Origin of the sequence: Candidatus Pseudomonas auctus (genome assembly GCF_048654275.1) — a bacterium.
GTDB classification, from domain to species: Bacteria; Pseudomonadota; Gammaproteobacteria; order Pseudomonadales; family Pseudomonadaceae; genus Aquipseudomonas; species Aquipseudomonas pharyngis.
In genome coordinates, this window is the sequence record NZ_JBJYZK010000002.1 from 61,350 (window position 1) to 78,325 (window position 16,976).

17 protein-coding genes are annotated in these 16,976 nt (G+C 61.2%); 11 read left to right on the forward strand and 6 right to left on the reverse strand.

All coding sequences use genetic code 11. The annotated features are described in order from the left end of the window. Nucleotides 1-3 precede the first annotated feature (3 nt). Nucleotides 4-993: a GGDEF domain-containing protein gene (locus tag ACKUG4_RS03840; protein ID WP_064592624.1), complete on the reverse strand. Its 990-nt coding sequence runs from the start codon at nt 991-993 to the stop codon at nt 4-6. A gap of 146 nt (nt 994-1,139) precedes the next feature. Continuing rightward, the gene (gene desA, locus ACKUG4_RS03845; protein ID WP_039772978.1) at nt 1,140-2,324 is read right to left on the reverse strand and encodes a delta-9 fatty acid desaturase DesA; all 1,185 of its coding nucleotides are present in this window, start codon (nt 2,322-2,324) and stop codon (nt 1,140-1,142) included. 146 nt (nt 2,325-2,470) lie between these two features. Here desA and dibA point away from each other — a divergent pair, with 146 nt between their 5' ends. The 6 genes from dibA to ACKUG4_RS03875 all read left to right on the forward strand — a co-directional run bounded on the left by dibA (nt 2,471) and on the right by ACKUG4_RS03875 (nt 8,684). Then, nucleotides 2,471-4,390, forward strand: a complete 1,920-nt coding sequence (gene dibA / locus ACKUG4_RS03850; RefSeq protein WP_064592627.1) for a phosphodiesterase DibA — start codon at nt 2,471-2,473, stop codon at nt 4,388-4,390. Nucleotides 4,391-4,580: 190 nt separating this feature from the next. Continuing rightward, on the forward strand, nt 4,581-4,763 hold the full coding sequence (oscA, locus tag ACKUG4_RS03855; protein ID WP_039772974.1) for a sulfur starvation response protein OscA: 183 nt from the start codon (nt 4,581-4,583) through the stop codon (nt 4,761-4,763). Between the two features lie 139 nt (nt 4,764-4,902). Beyond that, nucleotides 4,903-5,916, forward strand: a complete 1,014-nt coding sequence (locus tag ACKUG4_RS03860; RefSeq protein WP_011331904.1) for a sulfate ABC transporter substrate-binding protein — start codon at nt 4,903-4,905, stop codon at nt 5,914-5,916. A gap of 70 nt (nt 5,917-5,986) precedes the next feature. After that, entirely contained in the window at nt 5,987-6,805 is an 819-nt protein-coding gene (gene cysT / locus ACKUG4_RS03865) for a sulfate ABC transporter permease subunit CysT (protein ID WP_007952818.1), read from the forward strand. Between the two features lie 13 nt (nt 6,806-6,818). After that, a complete protein-coding gene (gene cysW, locus ACKUG4_RS03870) occupies nt 6,819-7,691 on the forward strand; it encodes a sulfate ABC transporter permease subunit CysW (RefSeq protein ID WP_011331905.1) in 873 nt (290 codons plus the stop codon). A gap of 3 nt (nt 7,692-7,694) precedes the next feature. Further along, nucleotides 7,695-8,684 (forward strand): sulfate/molybdate ABC transporter ATP-binding protein, encoded by a 990-nt coding sequence (locus ACKUG4_RS03875; protein ID WP_064592629.1) that lies wholly within the window; start codon nt 7,695-7,697, stop codon nt 8,682-8,684. 123 nt (nt 8,685-8,807) lie between these two features. Here the strand turns inward: ACKUG4_RS03875 and ACKUG4_RS03880 are convergent, their stop codons facing one another. Next, nucleotides 8,808-9,332, reverse strand: a complete 525-nt coding sequence (locus tag ACKUG4_RS03880) for an Mpo1 family 2-hydroxy fatty acid dioxygenase (RefSeq protein ID WP_445433498.1) — start codon at nt 9,330-9,332, stop codon at nt 8,808-8,810. 85 nt (nt 9,333-9,417) lie between these two features. Between ACKUG4_RS03880 and ACKUG4_RS03885 the strand changes: the two genes are divergently transcribed. After that, nucleotides 9,418-10,101 (forward strand): Crp/Fnr family transcriptional regulator, encoded by a 684-nt coding sequence (locus tag ACKUG4_RS03885; protein ID WP_445433499.1) that lies wholly within the window; start codon nt 9,418-9,420, stop codon nt 10,099-10,101. A 124-nt stretch (nt 10,102-10,225) separates the two neighbouring features. On the opposite strand, the gene uraH is transcribed toward ACKUG4_RS03885, so the two are convergent. Together uraH and ACKUG4_RS03895 are read right to left on the reverse strand one after the other, a co-directional pair. Further along, nucleotides 10,226-10,636: a hydroxyisourate hydrolase gene (gene uraH / locus ACKUG4_RS03890; RefSeq protein WP_445433500.1), complete on the reverse strand. Its 411-nt coding sequence runs from the start codon at nt 10,634-10,636 to the stop codon at nt 10,226-10,228. Between the two features lie 16 nt (nt 10,637-10,652). Beyond that, nucleotides 10,653-11,135, reverse strand: coding sequence for a GlcG/HbpS family heme-binding protein (locus ACKUG4_RS03895; protein ID WP_445433501.1), 483 nt, complete (start codon nt 11,133-11,135; stop codon nt 10,653-10,655). A 136-nt stretch (nt 11,136-11,271) separates the two neighbouring features. Here ACKUG4_RS03895 and ACKUG4_RS03900 point away from each other — a divergent pair, with 136 nt between their 5' ends. The 3 genes from ACKUG4_RS03900 to ACKUG4_RS03910 are packed head-to-tail and all read left to right on the forward strand — an operon-like array spanning nt 11,272 to nt 14,570. Beyond that, nucleotides 11,272-11,952 (forward strand): heavy metal response regulator transcription factor, encoded by a 681-nt coding sequence (locus ACKUG4_RS03900; RefSeq protein WP_011331911.1) that lies wholly within the window; start codon nt 11,272-11,274, stop codon nt 11,950-11,952. After that, nucleotides 11,942-13,354, forward strand: coding sequence for a heavy metal sensor histidine kinase (locus ACKUG4_RS03905; protein WP_064592651.1), 1,413 nt, complete (start codon nt 11,942-11,944; stop codon nt 13,352-13,354). The genes ACKUG4_RS03900 and ACKUG4_RS03905 overlap by 11 nt, the downstream gene beginning before the upstream one ends. After that, a complete protein-coding gene (locus ACKUG4_RS03910; protein WP_445433502.1) occupies nt 13,347-14,570 on the forward strand; it encodes a type II toxin-antitoxin system HipA family toxin in 1,224 nt (407 codons plus the stop codon). Before ACKUG4_RS03905 ends, ACKUG4_RS03910 begins: the two co-directional genes overlap by 8 nt. 15 nt (nt 14,571-14,585) lie before the next feature. On the opposite strand, the gene ACKUG4_RS03915 is transcribed toward ACKUG4_RS03910, so the two are convergent. Continuing rightward, a complete protein-coding gene (locus ACKUG4_RS03915; RefSeq protein WP_445433503.1) occupies nt 14,586-15,590 on the reverse strand; it encodes an AraC family transcriptional regulator in 1,005 nt (334 codons plus the stop codon). Nucleotides 15,591-15,690: 100 nt separating this feature from the next. On the opposite strand from ACKUG4_RS03915, the gene ACKUG4_RS03920 reads away from it, so the two are divergent. Then, nucleotides 15,691-16,764 carry a fatty acid desaturase gene (locus tag ACKUG4_RS03920; RefSeq protein WP_445433504.1) on the forward strand — a complete coding sequence of 358 codons (1,074 nt, stop codon included), beginning with the start codon at nt 15,691-15,693 and terminating at the stop codon, nt 16,762-16,764. Nucleotides 16,765-16,976 lie beyond the last annotated feature (212 nt).

A 16,976-nucleotide genomic window follows, 5' to 3' on the forward strand; every position in this document is an offset into this window, starting at 1 on the left:
GAATCAGGCGGAAATGATCCGGTTCTTGCCCTGGCGCTTGGCCTCGTACATCGCCGCGTCTGCGCGGGCGAACAGGGTGTCGAGGCTTTCATCTTCCGGGGTGAGGCTGGTCAGGCCCTGGCTGACGGTGATACCGAACGTCTGTTCACCATGGTTGAAACTCAGCCGCTGGATTTCCCGTTGTAGCCGTTCGGCCACCTGCATCGCCATGTCCGGCGCACAGCCCGGGAAAACCGCAGCGAATTCCTCACCGCCAATCCGTCCGAACAGGTCTCCCCGGCGCAATGATGCTCGCCCGCATTCGGCGATCCGTTGCAGCACGTTGTCGCCCTCCGGGTGGCCGTAGGTGTCGTTGATCACTTTGAAGTCATCGATGTCCAGCAGCAGGAATGCCATTTGCGCGCCTTGCAGGCGGGCTTGTTCAAATTCCCGGTGGGCGCATTCGAAGAAGTGTCGGCGATTGCTGCTCTGGGTCAGTACGTCGGTGGTGGCCAGGCGTTGCAGCTCGGTTTCCATTTGCTTCTTGTCGGTGATGTCTTCGGCGATGCCGACGATGATCACCGGTTGCCCCGGTTCGTCCTGACGATTGATGAAGCACTTGTCGCTGACCCAGCGAACCTGGCCGTCGGCGGCGATGATCCGGTATTCGCGGTCTTCCACGGCGCCTTTGTGCAGCACTTCGGCGAGGCTGCGTTCGGCGTATTCCAGATCATCCGGGTAGATGCTGTCGCGCCACTGGTTGTAGTCGGCCAGCAACAGGCCGGCGGAACGACCGAAGATTCGCTCGTAAGCGGGGCTGACGTACAACACCTGACGGGTTTCCCAGTTGAAGGCCCAAAGCACGGCGTTGACGCTGACCAGCAGTGAACTGAACAGCTGCTCGCGTTCGCTGAGCCGGGCGACTTCGCCCTGGGCGTGCATCAATGCCATCAGGGTTTGCGCGGCCTCGGGCCACTGGGGAGGGGATGAGTCTTTTTGATTGTTGTTGACCATCGACACGAATCTCAAAGGGCGTGCCGAACAATCGACAACGGCCACGGGAAAACCCGCCGGGGGTGGCGAAGTGTCTTTGAGATAGGGGATCGACGGTGAAGTTCCGAAGGGTGCGCACGGGAACCGGGCGCACCGATCAACGGCACTCAGGCGGCGACAGGGCGCAGCGAGTAGGTTTTCAACTGGTCAGCGAATTCGCGCAGGGACTGGATGCCGCTGGCCTCGGCCTCGTGTACCCATTCCTTGATGGCGGCGAGCATGTCGTGGCCATTTGCGCTGGTCTTGACCCAGATCTGCTGCAGGGCCAGACGTTTCTCGTAGATTACCTTCAGCGCCTGGCTGTGCTCGAGCATGTTCTGGATGCGCGCGTGGTGGCGATCTTCCAGCAGGCTGGTTTCCCGCGAGAGCAGGCGTTTGGCCCGGTGGAACTGGTGGCGTACCGAATGATCGACCTTGGCCAGTTCCTGCTTGACCAGTGGCCCGATCACCAGCTTGCGGTACTGGGCCATGATCTGGAAGCGGTTGTTGAGGATCGCCATGGCGGTGTCCATGTCCAGGCTGCCCTTGCCTTCGACGCGGTGGGCGATCGGCGCGACCCGCTGCACTTTGGCCAGACGCAGGAAGCTGAAGACCTGGATCCACGCCCAGCCGAGGTCGAACTCCCACTTCTTGACCGACAGCTTGGCCGAATTGGGGTAGGTGTGATGGTTGTTGTGCAGTTCTTCGCCGCCGATCAGGATGCCCCACGGCACCAGATTGGTCGCCGCGTCGCGGCATTCGAAGTTGCGGTAGCCAACGGCATGGCCCAGACCGTTGACCACACCGGCCGCCCAGACCGGAATCCACATCATCTGGATCGCCCAGATGGTGATGCCGATGGTGCCGAACAGCAGCAGGTCGACGACGGCCATGATCGCCACGCCCAGCAGCCGGTAGCGGCTGTAGAGGTTGCGCTCGATCCAGTCTTCGGGGCAGTTCTTGCCGTAGATGCGCAGGGTTTCCGGGTTCTGCGCTTCTTCGCGGTACAGCTCGGCACCTTTGCGCAGGACGGTGGACAGACCCTTGACGACCGGGCTGTGCGGGTCGTCTTCGGTTTCGCATTTGGCGTGGTGTTTGCGGTGGATGGCAGTCCACTCGCGGGTGTTCTGCGCCGTGGTCAGCCACAGCCAGAAACGGAAGAAATGCTTCAGCCCGGCATTCAGCTCCAGGGAGCGATGGGCCGAGTAGCGGTGCAAGTAGACCGTGACGGCAACGATCGTCACGTGGGTCATCACCAGGGTGACGGCGACCAGCGACCAGGCCGACAAGCCAAGAAAACCTTCGTACCACATAGGCTATAGGGCCCTCGATAAAGAAAAAACAGCCGTTGCATTATCACCAAGCACACAGATAAAACCAGTCGCCCTTTCAGATAAGAGATGGCTGGATGTTTCTTGACCTATAATCCCGACATTTTTGTAGGGACATGGACGGCCGAATGTCTGCCACTTACCGCGATGCCTTGCGTGCAGCGCTGCTTTACCTGGTCCTTGCCGTGGTCTGGCTGCAAGGTACTGGTTATTTATTGAACAGTTTCTTCGATAGCTCTGACGAGTTGCTGCGCTGGCAACTGATCAACGGCTACCTGTTCGTGGCGCTCAGCGCCGGGTTGATCTTCCTGGCCCGGGCGCGGCTGTTCGAATGCCTGGGCATCGGCGCCCGATTGCGTGAACGCCAGGCGGATCGCGAACGCCTGCGTCAGGCCGCTGCGGTATTCGATTGCACCCGCGAAGGCGTGCTGGTCACGGACCGGCAGGGGCTGATCGTGCACGTCAATCGCGCCTTCATGGAAATCACCGGTTATCAGCGCGATGAAGTCATCGGCCAGCAGCCCAGCCTGTTCAAGTCCGGGCATCATCCGCCGGGGTTCTATCAAGCGATGTTCGCTTCTTTACAGGCGCGGGACGAATGGAGCGGCGAGATCTGGAACCGGCGCAAGAGCGGTGAAATCTACCCGCAATGGCAGACGATCCGGGTCATTCGTGACGATGACAACCGGCTCAGCCATTACGTCGCGGTGTTTTCCGACATCAGCGCGATCAAGGATTCCGAGCACGAACTCAAGCACCTGGCCCACCACGATCCGCTGACCGACCTGCCCAACCGCCTGCTGTTCAGCGACCGCGCCGAACAGGCGCTGGCGTCGGCGCAGACCCACAAGCGCGGCTGCGCGCTGCTGATGATTGATCTGGACCATTTCAAACTGATCAACGACAGCCTCGGCCACACCATCGGTGACCGTTTGCTCAAGGCCGTCGCCGCGCGTTTGCAGGGGTTGTTCGGGCCGGGCATCACCCTGGCGCGGCTGGGCGGCGATGAATTCGCGGTTCTGCTGGAAAGTTGTCCACAGCCGGCACAGGCGGCAGCGCTGGCTCAGCGTATTCTCGATGCGCTCAAGGAGCCGTTCTGCCTCGACGGCCATGAACTGTTCATCAACGCCAGCCTCGGCATCAGCCTGTTTCCCAGCGATGCACTGAGCGCCGAACAGCTGTTGCGCAACGCCGATGCGGCGCTGTTCAAGGCCAAGAGCAGCGGCCGCAATGGCTACGCGCTGTACACCGAAGAGCTCACGGCTCACGCCCAGCAGCGGGTCGAAATCGCCTTCGAGTTGCGCCGCGCACTGGAGCAGCAGGAACTGCGGGTCTACTACCAACCGGTGCACGACCTGCAAACCAGTCGCCTGATCGGCGTCGAGGCGCTGGTGCGCTGGGAGCATCCGCAGCGAGGCCTGGTGTCGCCGGCGGAGTTCATCCCGATTGCCGAGCGTACCGGGCTGATCTCGGAAATCGACGCCTGGGTCATGCAGCAGGCCTGCCGGCAGATGTGCCAATGGCAGCAGGCCGGGGTGGTGCTGTCGTTTGTCGCGGTGAACGTGTCCTCGCGGTTATTCGCTCGCCGCGAGTTGTATCAGCAGGTGGCGCAGGTGCTGCACGAGACCGGCCTGGATCCGGCCTATCTTGAGCTGGAAGTCACCGAAAGCGCGGTGATGGACGATCCGGAAGTCGCGCTGGAACAGATGCACCGTCTGCGCGAACTGGGCATTCGTCTGGCCATCGATGACTTTGGCACCGGTTATTCGTCGCTGCTGCGGCTCAAGCGCCTGCCGGTGCAGAAGCTCAAGATCGATCAGGGTTTCGTCGCCGGCCTGCCGTGGGACGAGGACGATGCGGCGATTGTCCGGGTGATCATCGCCCTGGCCCGCAGCATGGGCATGCAGGTGCATGCCGAGGGCATCGAGCAGGTGGAACAGGCGGCGTTCCTGCTGGAGCAGGCCTGTGATCTGGGGCAGGGCTACTGGTTTGGGCGGCCGGTCCCGGAAGCGCAAGTCGACTGGAACCGGGCGCCCTTGATCGGTTGATGACGGCGTACGGCGGGTTTGCCGGCGGGCAAATCCGCCGCAAACCCTTGCTGCATCACATAATGTTTTCCAGTTATATAAACATTCTTAAATAGTCTTTTTAAGAATATCCGCGCCTCTCTTATATTGCTCCCACGCCGAACGCAGTGCCGCCCACTGCCAGGCATATCCCATACAAAGGAGCAGCACCATGAGCGCATCCCTGCGTAGCGTTGACGGTCAGGACGAAAGCACCATCCTGCGTGAAATCCAGAGCGCCTTGCGCGACCTGCGTTTCGGCGCGGTGGAAATCACTGTGCATAACGCCCAAGTGGTCCAGATCGAACGCAAAGAGAAATTCCGCTTGCAGCAACCGGGCAACAAACCGAGCTGAACCCAGAAAGATTCCAGCCTGCGCCCGCTCTTGCCGGGGATCAATGCAAGAGTGGGCGCAGGCGGTGATCTTTACAGGCAACCCGATTTTCGCAATCCATAAGAAAAAGCCACCACCAAGAATTCCAGGAGCTTTCACCATGTCGTCGATTCGCCGTTACGCTTTGGCCGCCCTGGCCAGTGCTGTGTTTGCCGGTTCCGCGGTTGCCAAGGATTACGAACTGCTCAACGTGTCGTATGACCCGACACGCGAGCTGTATCAGGATTACAACGCCGAGTTCGTGAAGTACTGGCAGTCGGAGCACGCCGGCGACACCGTGAAAATCCAGCAATCCCACGGCGGTTCGGGCAAGCAGGGCCGTGCGGTGATCGACGGTCTGCGCGCCGACGTCGTGACCCTGGCCCTGGCCGGCGACATCGATGAAATCGCCAAGCTCGGCAAGACCCTGCCGGCCGACTGGCAGAAGCGTCTGCCGGACGCCAGCACTCCTTACACCTCGACCATCGTGTTCCTGGTGCGCAAGGGCAACCCGAAAGGCATCAAGGACTGGGGCGATCTGATCAAGAATGACGTCTCGGTGATCACCCCGAACCCGAAAACCTCCGGCGGTGCACGCTGGAACTTCCTCGCGGCGTGGGCCTACGGCCTGAAAGCCAACGGCGGCAACGAAGCGAAAGCCAAGGAATACGTACAAACCCTGTTCAAACACGTACCGGTTCTGGACACCGGCGCCCGTGGCTCGACCATCACCTTCGTCAACAACGGTCAGGGTGACGTGTTGCTGGCCTGGGAAAACGAAGCCTTCCTGGCGCTGAAAGAAGACGGCGGCAAGGACAAGTTCGACATCGTCGTGCCTTCGCTGTCGATCCTCGCCGAACCACCAGTGGCCGTGGTCGACAAGAACGCCGAGAAGAAGGGCAACGAGCAGATCGCCGAGGCCTACCTCAAGCACCTGTACAGCCCGGCCGGTCAGGAAATCGCGGCGAAGAACTTCTACCGCCCGCGTGACAAGGACGTGGCTGCCAAGTACGCCCAGCAGTTCCCGAAACTGGAACTGGTGACCATTGACAAGGACTTCGGCGGCTGGAAAACCGCACAGCCGAAATTCTTCAACGACGGTGGCGTGTTCGACCAGATCTATCAGGCGCAGTAAGTTTCAATAGCCTAAAACGAGCCCCGGATTTATGTTCGGGGCTTTGCGCGTTCTCAAACCAAGGACTTTTATGTCGCGTCGTATCTCCCCCGTCATACCCGGCTTCGGGCTGACGCTGGGCTACACCTTGGTGTACCTCAGCCTGATTGTGCTTATCCCGCTGGCGGCGATGTTCGTCCACGCCGCCCAACTCACCTGGGATCAGTTCTGGACGATCATCTCCGCGCCCCGCGTGCTCGCCGCATTGAAGCTGAGCTTCGGCACCGCACTGTGCGCCGCGATCATCAACGGCATCATCGGCACGTTGCTGGCCTGGGTGCTGGTGCGCTACACGTTCCCGGGGCGCAAGGTGATCGACGCGATGATCGATCTGCCATTCGCCCTGCCGACCGCCGTGGCCGGTATTGCGCTGACGGCGCTGTACACCCCGACCGGACTGGTCGGGCAGTTCGCCGCCGACCTCGGTTTCAAGATCGCCTACACCCCACTCGGAATCACCCTGGCGCTGACCTTCGTGACGCTGCCGTTCGTGGTGCGCACGGTGCAGCCGGTGCTGGCCGACATCCCGCGTGAAGTCGAAGAAGCGGCGGCATGCCTCGGTGCCAAACCGTTGCAGGTGTTCCGTCACATTCTGCTGCCGGCGCTGTTGCCGGCCTGGCTGACCGGTTTCGCCCTGGCGTTCGCCCGTGGCGTCGGCGAGTACGGTTCGGTGATATTCATCGCCGGCAACATGCCGATGAAAACCGAGATCCTGCCGCTGCTGATCATGGTCAAGCTCGACCAGTACGATTACACCGGCGCTACCTCCATCGGCGTGTTGATGCTGGTGGTTTCCTTCGTCCTGTTGCTGCTGATCAACTTGCTGCAGCGGCGCATCGAAACCCCATAAGGAGGCGCGAACCATGTCCCAATCGTCTATTGCGGCCGCTTCCTCGGCCAACGCCGCCCGCCGTGGCAGCGCCACTTCGCGGCGGATCCTGATCGGCCTCGGCTGGCTGATTTTCTTCCTGTTTCTGCTGCTGCCGCTGTTCATCGTGGTGTCGCAGGGATTGAAGAACGGCCTCGGCGCATTCTTCACTGCGATCTTTGAACCGGATGCCTTGTCGGCGCTGAAACTCACCGTGATCGCGGTGCTGGTGTCGGTGCCGCTGAACCTGGTGTTCGGTGTCAGCGCCGCGTGGTGCGTGAGCAAGTACTCGTTCCGCGGCAAGAGCATGCTGGTGACGCTGATCGACCTGCCGTTCTCGGTATCGCCGGTGATCGCAGGTTTAGTCTACGTGCTGATGTTCGGCGCCCAGGGCCTGTTCGGGCCGTGGCTGCAGGATCACGACATCCAGATCGTCTTCGCCCTGCCGGGCATCGTGCTGGCGACGATCTTCGTCACCGTGCCGTTCGTGGCCCGTGAGCTGATCCCGCTGATGCAGGAACAAGGCACTCAGGAAGAGGAAGCCGCGCGCCTGCTCGGCGCCAATGGCTGGCAGATGTTCTGGCACGTGACCGTCCCCAACATCAAATGGGGCCTGATCTATGGTGTGGTGCTGTGTACTGCGCGGGCCATGGGTGAGTTCGGTGCGGTGTCGGTGGTTTCCGGGCACATTCGCGGGGTGACCAACACCTTGCCGCTGCACGTCGAGATCCTCTACAACGAATACAACCACGTGGCCGCGTTCGCTGTGGCGAGCCTGTTGCTGATCCTGGCGCTCTTCATCCTGCTGCTCAAGCAGTGGAGCGAAAACCGTATCAACCGCCTGCGCGCCAGCGCCGCGGAGGAATAATTCATGTCGATCGAAGTGCGTAACGTCAGCAAGAATTTCAATGCGTTCAAGGCGCTGGACAACATCAGCCTGGACATCCACAGCGGTGAACTGGTGGCGCTGCTCGGCCCGTCCGGCTGCGGCAAGACCACCCTGCTGCGCATCATTGCCGGTCTGGAAACCCCGGATAACGGCAACATCGTGTTCCACGGCGAGGACGTGTCCGGCCACGACGTGCGGGATCGCAACGTCGGTTTCGTGTTCCAGCACTACGCCCTGTTCCGCCACATGACCGTGTTCGACAACGTCGCGTTCGGCCTGCGCATGAAACCGAAAAACCAGCGCCCGAACGAAAGCCAGATCGCGACCAAGGTTCACGAGCTGCTGAACATGGTGCAACTGGACTGGCTGTCGGATCGTTATCCGGAGCAACTGTCCGGCGGCCAGCGTCAGCGTATCGCCCTGGCCCGCGCCCTGGCGGTAGAGCCGAAAGTGCTGCTGCTCGACGAGCCGTTCGGTGCTCTCGACGCCAAGGTGCGCAAAGAGCTGCGCCGCTGGCTGGCGCGCCTGCACGAAGACATCAACCTGACCTCGGTGTTCGTCACCCACGACCAGGAAGAGGCGATGGAAGTGGCTGACCGCATCGTGGTGATGAACAAGGGCGTGATCGAGCAGATCGGCTCACCGGGCGACGTCTACGAAAACCCGGCCAGCGATTTCGTCTATCACTTCCTCGGCGATTCGAACCGTCTGCATCTGGGCGATGACAACCACGTGCTGTTCCGCCCGCACGAAGTGTCGCTGTCGCGGCATGAACTGGAGGATCACCACGCCGCCGAAGTCCGCGATATCCGGCCGCTGGGTGCGACCACGCGGGTGACGTTGAAGGTTGAGGGCCAGGCTGATCTGATCGAGGCGGAAGTGGTGAAAGACCACGATAGCCTGACCGGGTTGGCCAAGGGTGAGACGTTGTTCTTCAAGCCGAAGGTCTGGCAGAAAGTCGCCAGCCTTTGATCTCGCTCGTTCCCACGCTCTGCGTGGGAACGCCGCTATGGACGCTCCGCGTCCACAGTGACGCGGAGCGTCACGGTATGCATTCCCACGCAGAGCGTGGGAACGACCGAGCCGGGCAGTGGTTCAGACCGCCGCACGATTCGGATTGACCCGCACCACACCCGCTCGCGCCTCGATCTGCTCTTTCAGCTCATGCCGCATCCCGAGCATGAACGCCAGTTCGGCCACCACAAACAGCGGCCCGACAATCAACCCGCTCAAGTCATCGACAAACGCCGGTTTGCGCCCTTCATAGTGGTGCCCGACAAACTGGATCACCCAGCCAATCACAAACATCGCCAGACCGCTGCTGAGCCAGACCATGGTGCTCTGCTGCGCCAATACATGCCCGGCCCAGACCGACAGCCCCATCAACACGGTCATCAACACCCCGAGTTTCAGCTCCAGGCGCAGGTAAAACCATGCCGAAGCAAGGGCGGCAATCACCGCCGGGGAAATCCACAAACTGCCCACCGACCATTCCGGCCGCGACAACAGCACGGCCACCGCCACCACAATCAGCGGAATCCCGATAAAGTGGCTGGCGATGTTGCGCGGGTCACGGTGGTAAGCGGCGTATTGACTCAAATGATCGACGAGGCTTTTCATTGTTGTTCCTCCTGTAGGGTGATCGAATCATGCCCCGGGTTCACGGCTCGCTCTGTCAGGCAGGCGACAATCTTTCGGAGAACGCATGGATAAGGTCTGGCGCGATCGCCTGCTGACCGGGCAATGGTTCAGTCATCTGCCCTCGTCCTTTCAGGATAGTCTGCTGGCGGCGGCCCGGGAGCGGCGGCTGACGACGGGGCAGCGGCTGTTCCAGCGCGGCGATGCGCCGTGCGGGCTGTACGCGGTGCTCGACGGCGCGGTACGCATCGGCGCGGTCAGCGAGCAGGGCAAGGAGGCGTTGCTGAGTCTGGTGGAGGCGCCGCACTGGTTCGGCGAAATCTGCCTGTTCGACGGGCAGCCGCGCACCCACGATGCCTACGCGGTCGGGCCCTGCACGCTGCTGAACATTCCCCAGGCCACACTGCTGCAACTGCTCGATGAGCGCCCCGTTTACTGGCGACATCTGGCGTTGTTGATGAGCCACAAACTGCGCCTGACCTTCATCAACCTCGAACAGCTGAGCCTGCTGCCGGCCCCGGCACGTCTGGCTCATCGCTTGCTGATGATCGCCGAGGGCTATGGCGAACTGGACCCGCCGCGCCGCGTGCTGCAACTGCCTCAGGAGCAGTTGGCGTCGATGCTGTCGCTGTCGCGGCAGACCACCAACCAGATCCTCAAGGAGTTGCAGGGGCAGGGGATTATCGGCTTGAGTTATGGCGAGATCGAAATCCTCGACGCTGTGCGACTGCGCGCGCTGGCGACCCTCTAAAAGACACCGACAATCTCTTGTGGGAGCTAGCCTGCTAGCGATTGCGGTCGATTAGCCAACATAGAGGTGGCTCACAGATCTAATCGCTAGCAGGCTAGCTCCCACAAGGAGTCTTGCGACCTTCTTATGAACCGCGATAAGTGGAGAAACCATAAGGGCTGAGCAGCAGCGGAATGTGATAGTGCTGGTCCGTCTGCTTCACTTGAAAAATCACCGGAATCTCCGGAAAAAACGTCTCGTGCTTCGCCTTCTCGAAGTACTCGCCAGTCTTGAACACCACCCGATACTCACCGGCCACGAACGGTTTGTTCGCCGGGAACAGTTCGGCGATCCGTCCCTGTTCATTGGTGGTGCCCTGCGCCAGTGGCTGCCAGTCCTGGCCGACATGACGTTCCAGCGTCACGTTGATGCCCGGCGACGGCAGGCCGTTTTCCAGATTGAGTACGTGTACGCTCAGCGGGTTGCCGGCGGCCAGCGCCAGGCTCGAAAAGGCGCTCAATCCAAGCGCGGTGAAAGTCATGCGCAGTGGGGTCATGGTGATGTTCCTCGGTTCAAGTACGGTTGATGGACAGGCCGACGATTTCGGCGGCCTTGATTGCGCAGGTTTCGTCCTGTTCGCCACCGCCGGAACCGGCCACGCCCATGGCGCCGACCAGTTCTTTCCCGGCAAACAACGGGATGCCGCCGCCGAGTAACAGCAACTCATCGAGGGTGTTGAGGTTGGCGGTTTCCGGGTTGTTGCGGGCGCGCTCGGCGAACAGTCGAGTCGGGGTTTTCGTCGACAGCGCGGTGTAGGCCTTGCGTTGGCTGGCGGCGGTGTTGTGCGGGCCGATACCGTCGCCGCGCAAGGTCACCAACAAGTTGCCGCCACGGTCGAGCACCGACACCGTGCCGGTGCAGTTTTCCAGCGCTGTGTCGGCCAGCAGCCGAGCAGTTTTCAGATCGAGATCGGCGTGACGGGGCAGCTCAGGCGCGGCGATTGCGGCGGTGCCGAAGCTGATTGCCAGGCTGGCGATCAAGTATTTAGCGGTCATGGGCAGGCTCCTGAAGCGAAGGCCACCACCTTATCCGCCGGACCCCGTCGAAACCTCGTCAGTCGGATTACAAGTTTGTAATGGGCAACACGGTCGAAGGAGCCTAGCCTGTGTCTCTGATCAATCGAGGTGTGCCATGCGTTTGCTGGTCGTAGAAGATGAAGCCAAAACCGCGAACTTCATCGCCAAAGGGCTGGGAGAGTCGGGTTTTGCCGTGGACGTGGCGCTGAATGGCCTCGACGGTCGCTACTTTATTGAGCAGCAGGAATATGACCTGATCATCCTCGACGTGATGCTGCCGGGCCTCAACGGCTGGCAACTGCTGCAGCTGATCCGCCAGCGCGGCGCCACGCCGGTGCTGTTCCTGACGGCGAAGGACGCCATCGAAGACCGCGTGCGCGGCCTCGAACTGGGGGCCGATGACTATTTGCTCAAGCCGTTCGCCTTCGCCGAATTGCTGGCGCGGGTGCGCACGTTGTTGCGGCGCGGCCCCCTGCGTGAAGCCGAGTCGTACAACATCGCCGATCTGGAAATCGACGTGCTGCGCCGCCGGGTCAGCCGGGGCGGCCAGCGCATCGCCCTGACCAACAAGGAATTCGCCCTGCTGCATCTGCTCGCCAGCCGTCAGGGTGAAGTGCTGTCGCGCACGCTGATCGCCTCGCAGGTGTGGAACCTGAATTTCGACAGCGACACCAACATGGTCGAAGTCGCGGTGCGCCGGCTGCGTTCGAAAGTCGATGATCCGTACATGCCCAAGCTGATCCATACCGTGCGCGGGGTCGGCTATCAACTCGAAGCGCCCGACGATGCGCGCTAGATCCATCGCCTGGCGCCTGGCCCTGGCGTTCGCCGCCGTCTGTGCGTTGGTACTCAGCGCGATTGGCGTGTTTCTGTATCGCTCGCTGGCCTCGGAAATCGCCTGGCGCGACGACATGGCGTTGCTCGGTCGTCTGGAACAGGTGCGCGCGCTGCTCGCCGACAGCGACAGCCTCGACGCCTTGCAGGCGCGGCCACGGCTGTACCAGAACATGCTGGGCAACCTCGACAGTCTGCTGCTGGTGCAACGCGCGGACGGCTCGAATGTGATCACGATCAACCCTCGCCAACGCGCACTGCCGCCCGTGCAGGCCATCCCCCGGGATCAACCGCCGCAACGCCGCGATGTGCTGACCTGGCAGGCGGCGGACGGTGTCGAGCTGGCCCTGTTGTCAGGTCAGGCCCAAGGGCCGAACGGTGAAGCGCTGATCGTGATCGCCGGCAAGGTCTTGAGCGAACGCGAGCAGATGCTCGGCAGCTATCGCCTGCGCTTGTATCTGGCCGTCGGACTGGGTGCCGTGCTCGCCTTCACGCTGGGCCTGGTGCTGTTGCGCCGAGGTTTGCGGCCTCTGCGCAAGCTGAGTGAAGCACTGCGCGGCATCGACCTGCGCAGCCTCGACCAACGCGTTCCCACCGCCGGCACGCCGGCGGAATTGCTGGAGCCGGTACACGCGTTGAACGGCATGCTCGTACGGCTGGACGACGGCTTCCAGCGCCTCTCACAGTTTTCCGCCGACCTCGCCCACGAAATCCGCACGCCCCTGCACACTTTGCTCGCGAGCAACGGCCAGGCACTGAATTACCCGCGCAGCAGCGCCGAGTATCAGGAAGTGCTGGCGTCGAACATGGAAGAATTCGAACGGCTCAAGCGCATGGCCGAGAACCTGATGTTTCTCGCCCGCGCCGAGCAGGCTGAGCGAGCGCTCGATCTGCGCACGCTGGAGCTGCACCAAATCGGCGAAGAGTTATGCGACTACTTCGAAGCCCTGGCCGACGACCGCGGAATCCGTCTGGAAAACACGTTCAGCGGAGAATTGCTGGCGGATCAGCAACTGCTGCAACGCGCCTTGGGCAACCTGTTGGCCAACGCCGTACGCCATGCTGATGCCGGCTCGGTCATCAGCCTGCGCCGACGCGATGAGCCAGGCCTGTGCTGGCTGCAAGTGCACAACCTCGGCCCGGTGATCGCGGATGAGCATCTGGGCAAACTGTTCGACCGCTTCTACCGCGTCGACCCGTCCCGCGCGGAGCGGGGAGACTCCGGCGGATTGGGACTGGCAATCGTGCAGTCGATCATGCAATTGCATGGTGGGCGGGTGCGGGTGAGTAGTGAAGTTGAGGGAACAGTTTTTGAGCTTGGTTTCCCTCTTGAGGTACCGAGGAGGGTGAATTCTCATGATTGATTTGATTCGGAGTTTGGAAATCACCGTCGCCGGTAGCTCCGTAGGGACACTCGTTCGTGGGCAGTCCGGCATGGAGAGCGTGTTCAGATACTGTGAGGGCGTGAACGCTGAGAATGCTGTTTCGCTAACGATGTCAGCTCGGATGGAAAACTACGGCTGGGAGCGAGGTGTTCATCCGATTTTCGAGATGAATTTGCCAGAAGGGGTATTGCGCGATGAATTGATTCGACGCTTCGGCGAAGCAGTTCGTGACTTCGATGCTTTTGCGTTGCTGGCAATAGTGGGTTCAAGTCAGCTAGGACGGCTGGCAGTAGCCTGCGAATCGGTCACAGATCATCAGCCCGAAACGTTATTGTCCGATCTTTTGATACATGACGGCGTTCATGGCTTGTTTGACAATCTGTTGCACAAACATGGCCAGTATTCCGGTGTTTCAGGCGTGCAGCCTAAGGTGTTGGTACGCGATGGTGTGACAGCCGCTCTTTACCCGATTCACCGAGGCTCCACACATCTGGTCAAAGCCTTCCGTCCCGAAGAGTTTCCTGAGCTGGCGACCAACGAGTACTTCTGTATGCGCGCCGCAGCGCTTAGCGGACTTGAAGTGCCAAAGTTTGAATTGAGTGAGCAGGGCAAGTTTCTGGTGGTCGAGCGTTTTGACCTGACTGAGCATGGCTATCTGGGTTTCGAGGACTTTTGCGTACTCAATGGCTGGCCTTCCAGAGCCAAATACGATGGTTCTTACGAAGGCGCTGCCCGACAGATCAAAGCCTTTGTTTCCCCTGCGCTGTTGAGTCAGGCGCTGGAAGCTTTTTTCAAGATCGTAGCGCTGTCAGCGGGACTGAAAAACGGCGATGCGCATCTGAAGAACTTCGGTGTTCTGTATGACCATTGCGGCGCGGAAGCTTCGATCCGGCTGGCCCCGGCTTACGACATCATCACCACATCGGTTTACATCAGGAACGACAGCCTGGCCTTGCTGTTGGGCGGGTCGAAGGCATGGCCCAAGTACAAGGCGCTGATGCGCTTCGGCCGTACGGCGTGCAATCTCACTGAAGGCCGGTGCAATGAACTACTGCAGCAGGTTGTTCATGGCATGCAGACGGCGATGGCGGAAATGCTTGAGCATTGCCGAACCCATCAGTCGTTCGCCGAGGTAGGTACGGCAATGATCGAGCAGTGGGAGTCCGGGATTGAGCGCAGTCTGACCAAGGGTTGAGCGACCCATTTGCGCTCAGCGCAACTGATCCCGAAACTGCCCCGGCGTCATCCCGGTCCAGCGTTTGAACGCACGGCTGAAGCTGCTGGTATCGGCAAATCCCAACAGGTAACTGACCTCGCTCAGCGAGCATTGCGGATCGCGCAGGTGCAGCAGTGCGAGGTTTTCGCGGCTTTCATTCAGCAGGGTGTCGAAGCGGCAACCCTCGTCCGCCAGATGCCGTTGCAGGCTGCGCAGGCTCAGGTGCAGGGCCTGGGCGATGCGTTCGGCGCTGGGTTCGCCTTCGGGCAGTTGTTCTTCGATGGCGTCGCGTACCTTGCGCTCCCAGGTCAGCGGTTTGAGCTGGGCGAGGGTGCGTTTGAGCACCGCTTCGTTGTGCTCGGCCAGTTCCGGGTTGGCGTCGTCGAGGTGACTGTCGAAGTCGGTGAGGGCGAATTCGATCCGGTCTTCTTCGGCGGAAAAGTGCACCGGCGAGCGGAACACCTTGTGCCATTGATGCGCATCGACCGGTTCCGGGCGACGCAGGTACACCGCCAATGGTGCGTAGTCGCGACCCAGGCGATTGCGGCAGGTGCGCACGTAGATGGCGGCAAAGGCGTCGATGGCTTCGAAGGCCGGGGCCGGATTGCCGGCCGGGATTTTCAGGCGAAAGCGGTAGCGGTCCTCGGTGCGGGTCAGCTCCAGTTCCAGCGCGTCGCTGACCACCTGGTGATAACGCACGATCCGCTCGAACACTTCCCGCAGGCTGCCGCTGGCCACCAACGCATAGCCCAGTGCGTGAAAGGTCGTGGGGCTGACGAACCGCGACACCCGCAAGCCGATTGCCGGATCGCCGCTGACCTGCACCGCGATTTCCCACAGGCGCGTGGTGGCGGACAACGGATAGCGGGCGTTCGGGTCATCCATCAGTTGCGGATCGAGCCCGGCCTGCTGGCACAGGGCAGTGCTGTCCAGCCCCAGCGCGTCGAGTTGCTTGCGCAGGGCACGGGTCCAGCTGGCGAGAGAAGTCGGTTCCTTCATGCTGATTGGCGCTTCCGGTCAACAGGTTGGCGTTCTCGGCTACCGCGTTTGGAGTCCGCGCGGGGCAGGATGCGAACATCAATAACCAGAGGATGGAAGCATGGACCGTACTTCTGCAAGTCCCCAGCGACACAATGCTGCCCAGCGATCAGCGCATATTCGCGAAGTGGTGCTGGCCAAGGGCGTGGAGCTGCGCGAGCGCTACCCGATTCTCAAGCATCAGGATGCACTCGGCGCCGGGATTCTCGCCTTTGCCCTGGCCGGAATGATCGGTTCGGCGGCGCTGTATATCAGCGGGCACATGGCGTGGTGGGCGTGTCTGCTACTCAACGCGTTTTTCGCTTCGCTGACCCATGAGCTAGAGCACGACCTGATCCACAGCATGTATTTCCGCAAACAGCGCGTGCCGCACAACCTGATGATGGGCCTGGTGTGGCTGGCGCGGCCGAGCACGATCAACCCGTGGATTCGCCGCCATCTGCACCTCAATCATCACAAGGTGTCCGGCACTGAAACCGACATGGAAGAACGGGCGATCACCAACGGCGAGCCTTGGGGTTTTGCGCGGTTGCTGATGGTCGGTGACAACGTGATGTCGGCATTCATCCGCATGCTCCGGGCCAAGACCTGGGCGCACAAGTTCAGCATCATCAAGCGCACGCTGAAGGTCTACGCGCCGCTGGCGCTGGTGCATTGGGGGGCGTGGTATGTGTTTCTCGGATTCCATGCGGCCAATGGCGTCGCTTACTTGATGGGCTCGCCGATTGAATGGTCGGCGACCACGCTTTCAGTGATGCAGGTGATCGACATCGCCGCCGTGGTGATCATTGGCCCGAACGTGTTGCGTACGTTTTGCCTGCACTTCATCAGCTCCAACATGCATTACTACGGGGATGTGGAACCGGGCAATGTGCTGCAGCAATGTCAGGTGCTGAATCCTTGGTGGCTGTGGCCGTTGCAGGCGTTCTGCTTCAACTTCGGCAGCAGTCACGGGATTCATCATTTTGTGGTGAAGGAGCCGTTTTACATCCGTCAGCTGACGGTGCCGGTGGCGCATAAGGTGATGCGGGAGATGGGGGTTCGGTTTAACGATTTCGGGACGTTCGGGCGGGCGAACCGGTTTGTTCGCAAGGAGAATGAAGGGTTGGCGGGTAAGGCGATCGAGGTGAACTGACTTTGTGTTTTCGGCTGGAGATCCAGCCCTCACCCTAACCCTCTCCCGGAGGGAGAGGGGACTGATTGGGGGATATTCGGGAGATACACCGACTTGAAAGTGCTTTACCGAATCCACAATCAACTCGGTTTCTCAGGTCGATGTATAGCGAAAGACACCTCGGTCAGCTCCCTCTCCCTCCGGGCGGTCCGACGTTTCGGGAGGGCTGGGGT

What these genes read in the sequence shown, in the direction of transcription:
- ACKUG4_RS03895 (WP_445433501.1), bottom strand. Translation starts at nt 11,135, where the DNA reads ATGACCGCTAAATACTTGATCGCCAGCCTGGCAATCAGCTTCGGCACC.
- cysW (WP_011331905.1), top strand. Translation starts at nt 6,819, where the DNA reads ATGTCCCAATCGTCTATTGCGGCCGCTTCCTCGGCCAACGCCGCCCGC.
- dibA (WP_064592627.1), top strand. Translation starts at nt 2,471, where the DNA reads ATGTCTGCCACTTACCGCGATGCCTTGCGTGCAGCGCTGCTTTACCTG.
- ACKUG4_RS03885 (WP_445433499.1), top strand. Translation starts at nt 9,418, where the DNA reads ATGGATAAGGTCTGGCGCGATCGCCTGCTGACCGGGCAATGGTTCAGT.
- ACKUG4_RS03920 (WP_445433504.1), top strand. Translation starts at nt 15,691, where the DNA reads ATGGACCGTACTTCTGCAAGTCCCCAGCGACACAATGCTGCCCAGCGA.
- ACKUG4_RS03905 (WP_064592651.1), top strand. Translation starts at nt 11,942, where the DNA reads ATGCGCGCTAGATCCATCGCCTGGCGCCTGGCCCTGGCGTTCGCCGCC.
- ACKUG4_RS03910 (WP_445433502.1), top strand. Translation starts at nt 13,347, where the DNA reads ATGATTGATTTGATTCGGAGTTTGGAAATCACCGTCGCCGGTAGCTCC.
- ACKUG4_RS03900 (WP_011331911.1), top strand. Translation starts at nt 11,272, where the DNA reads ATGCGTTTGCTGGTCGTAGAAGATGAAGCCAAAACCGCGAACTTCATC.
- ACKUG4_RS03875 (WP_064592629.1), top strand. Translation starts at nt 7,695, where the DNA reads ATGTCGATCGAAGTGCGTAACGTCAGCAAGAATTTCAATGCGTTCAAG.
- ACKUG4_RS03915 (WP_445433503.1), bottom strand. Translation starts at nt 15,590, where the DNA reads ATGAAGGAACCGACTTCTCTCGCCAGCTGGACCCGTGCCCTGCGCAAG.
- cysT (WP_007952818.1), top strand. Translation starts at nt 5,987, where the DNA reads ATGTCGCGTCGTATCTCCCCCGTCATACCCGGCTTCGGGCTGACGCTG.
- desA (WP_039772978.1), bottom strand. Translation starts at nt 2,324, where the DNA reads ATGTGGTACGAAGGTTTTCTTGGCTTGTCGGCCTGGTCGCTGGTCGCC.
- uraH (WP_445433500.1), bottom strand. Translation starts at nt 10,636, where the DNA reads ATGACCCCACTGCGCATGACTTTCACCGCGCTTGGATTGAGCGCCTTT.
- oscA (WP_039772974.1), top strand. Translation starts at nt 4,581, where the DNA reads ATGAGCGCATCCCTGCGTAGCGTTGACGGTCAGGACGAAAGCACCATC.
- ACKUG4_RS03860 (WP_011331904.1), top strand. Translation starts at nt 4,903, where the DNA reads ATGTCGTCGATTCGCCGTTACGCTTTGGCCGCCCTGGCCAGTGCTGTG.
- ACKUG4_RS03880 (WP_445433498.1), bottom strand. Translation starts at nt 9,332, where the DNA reads ATGAAAAGCCTCGTCGATCATTTGAGTCAATACGCCGCTTACCACCGT.
- ACKUG4_RS03840 (WP_064592624.1), bottom strand. Translation starts at nt 993, where the DNA reads ATGGTCAACAACAATCAAAAAGACTCATCCCCTCCCCAGTGGCCCGAG.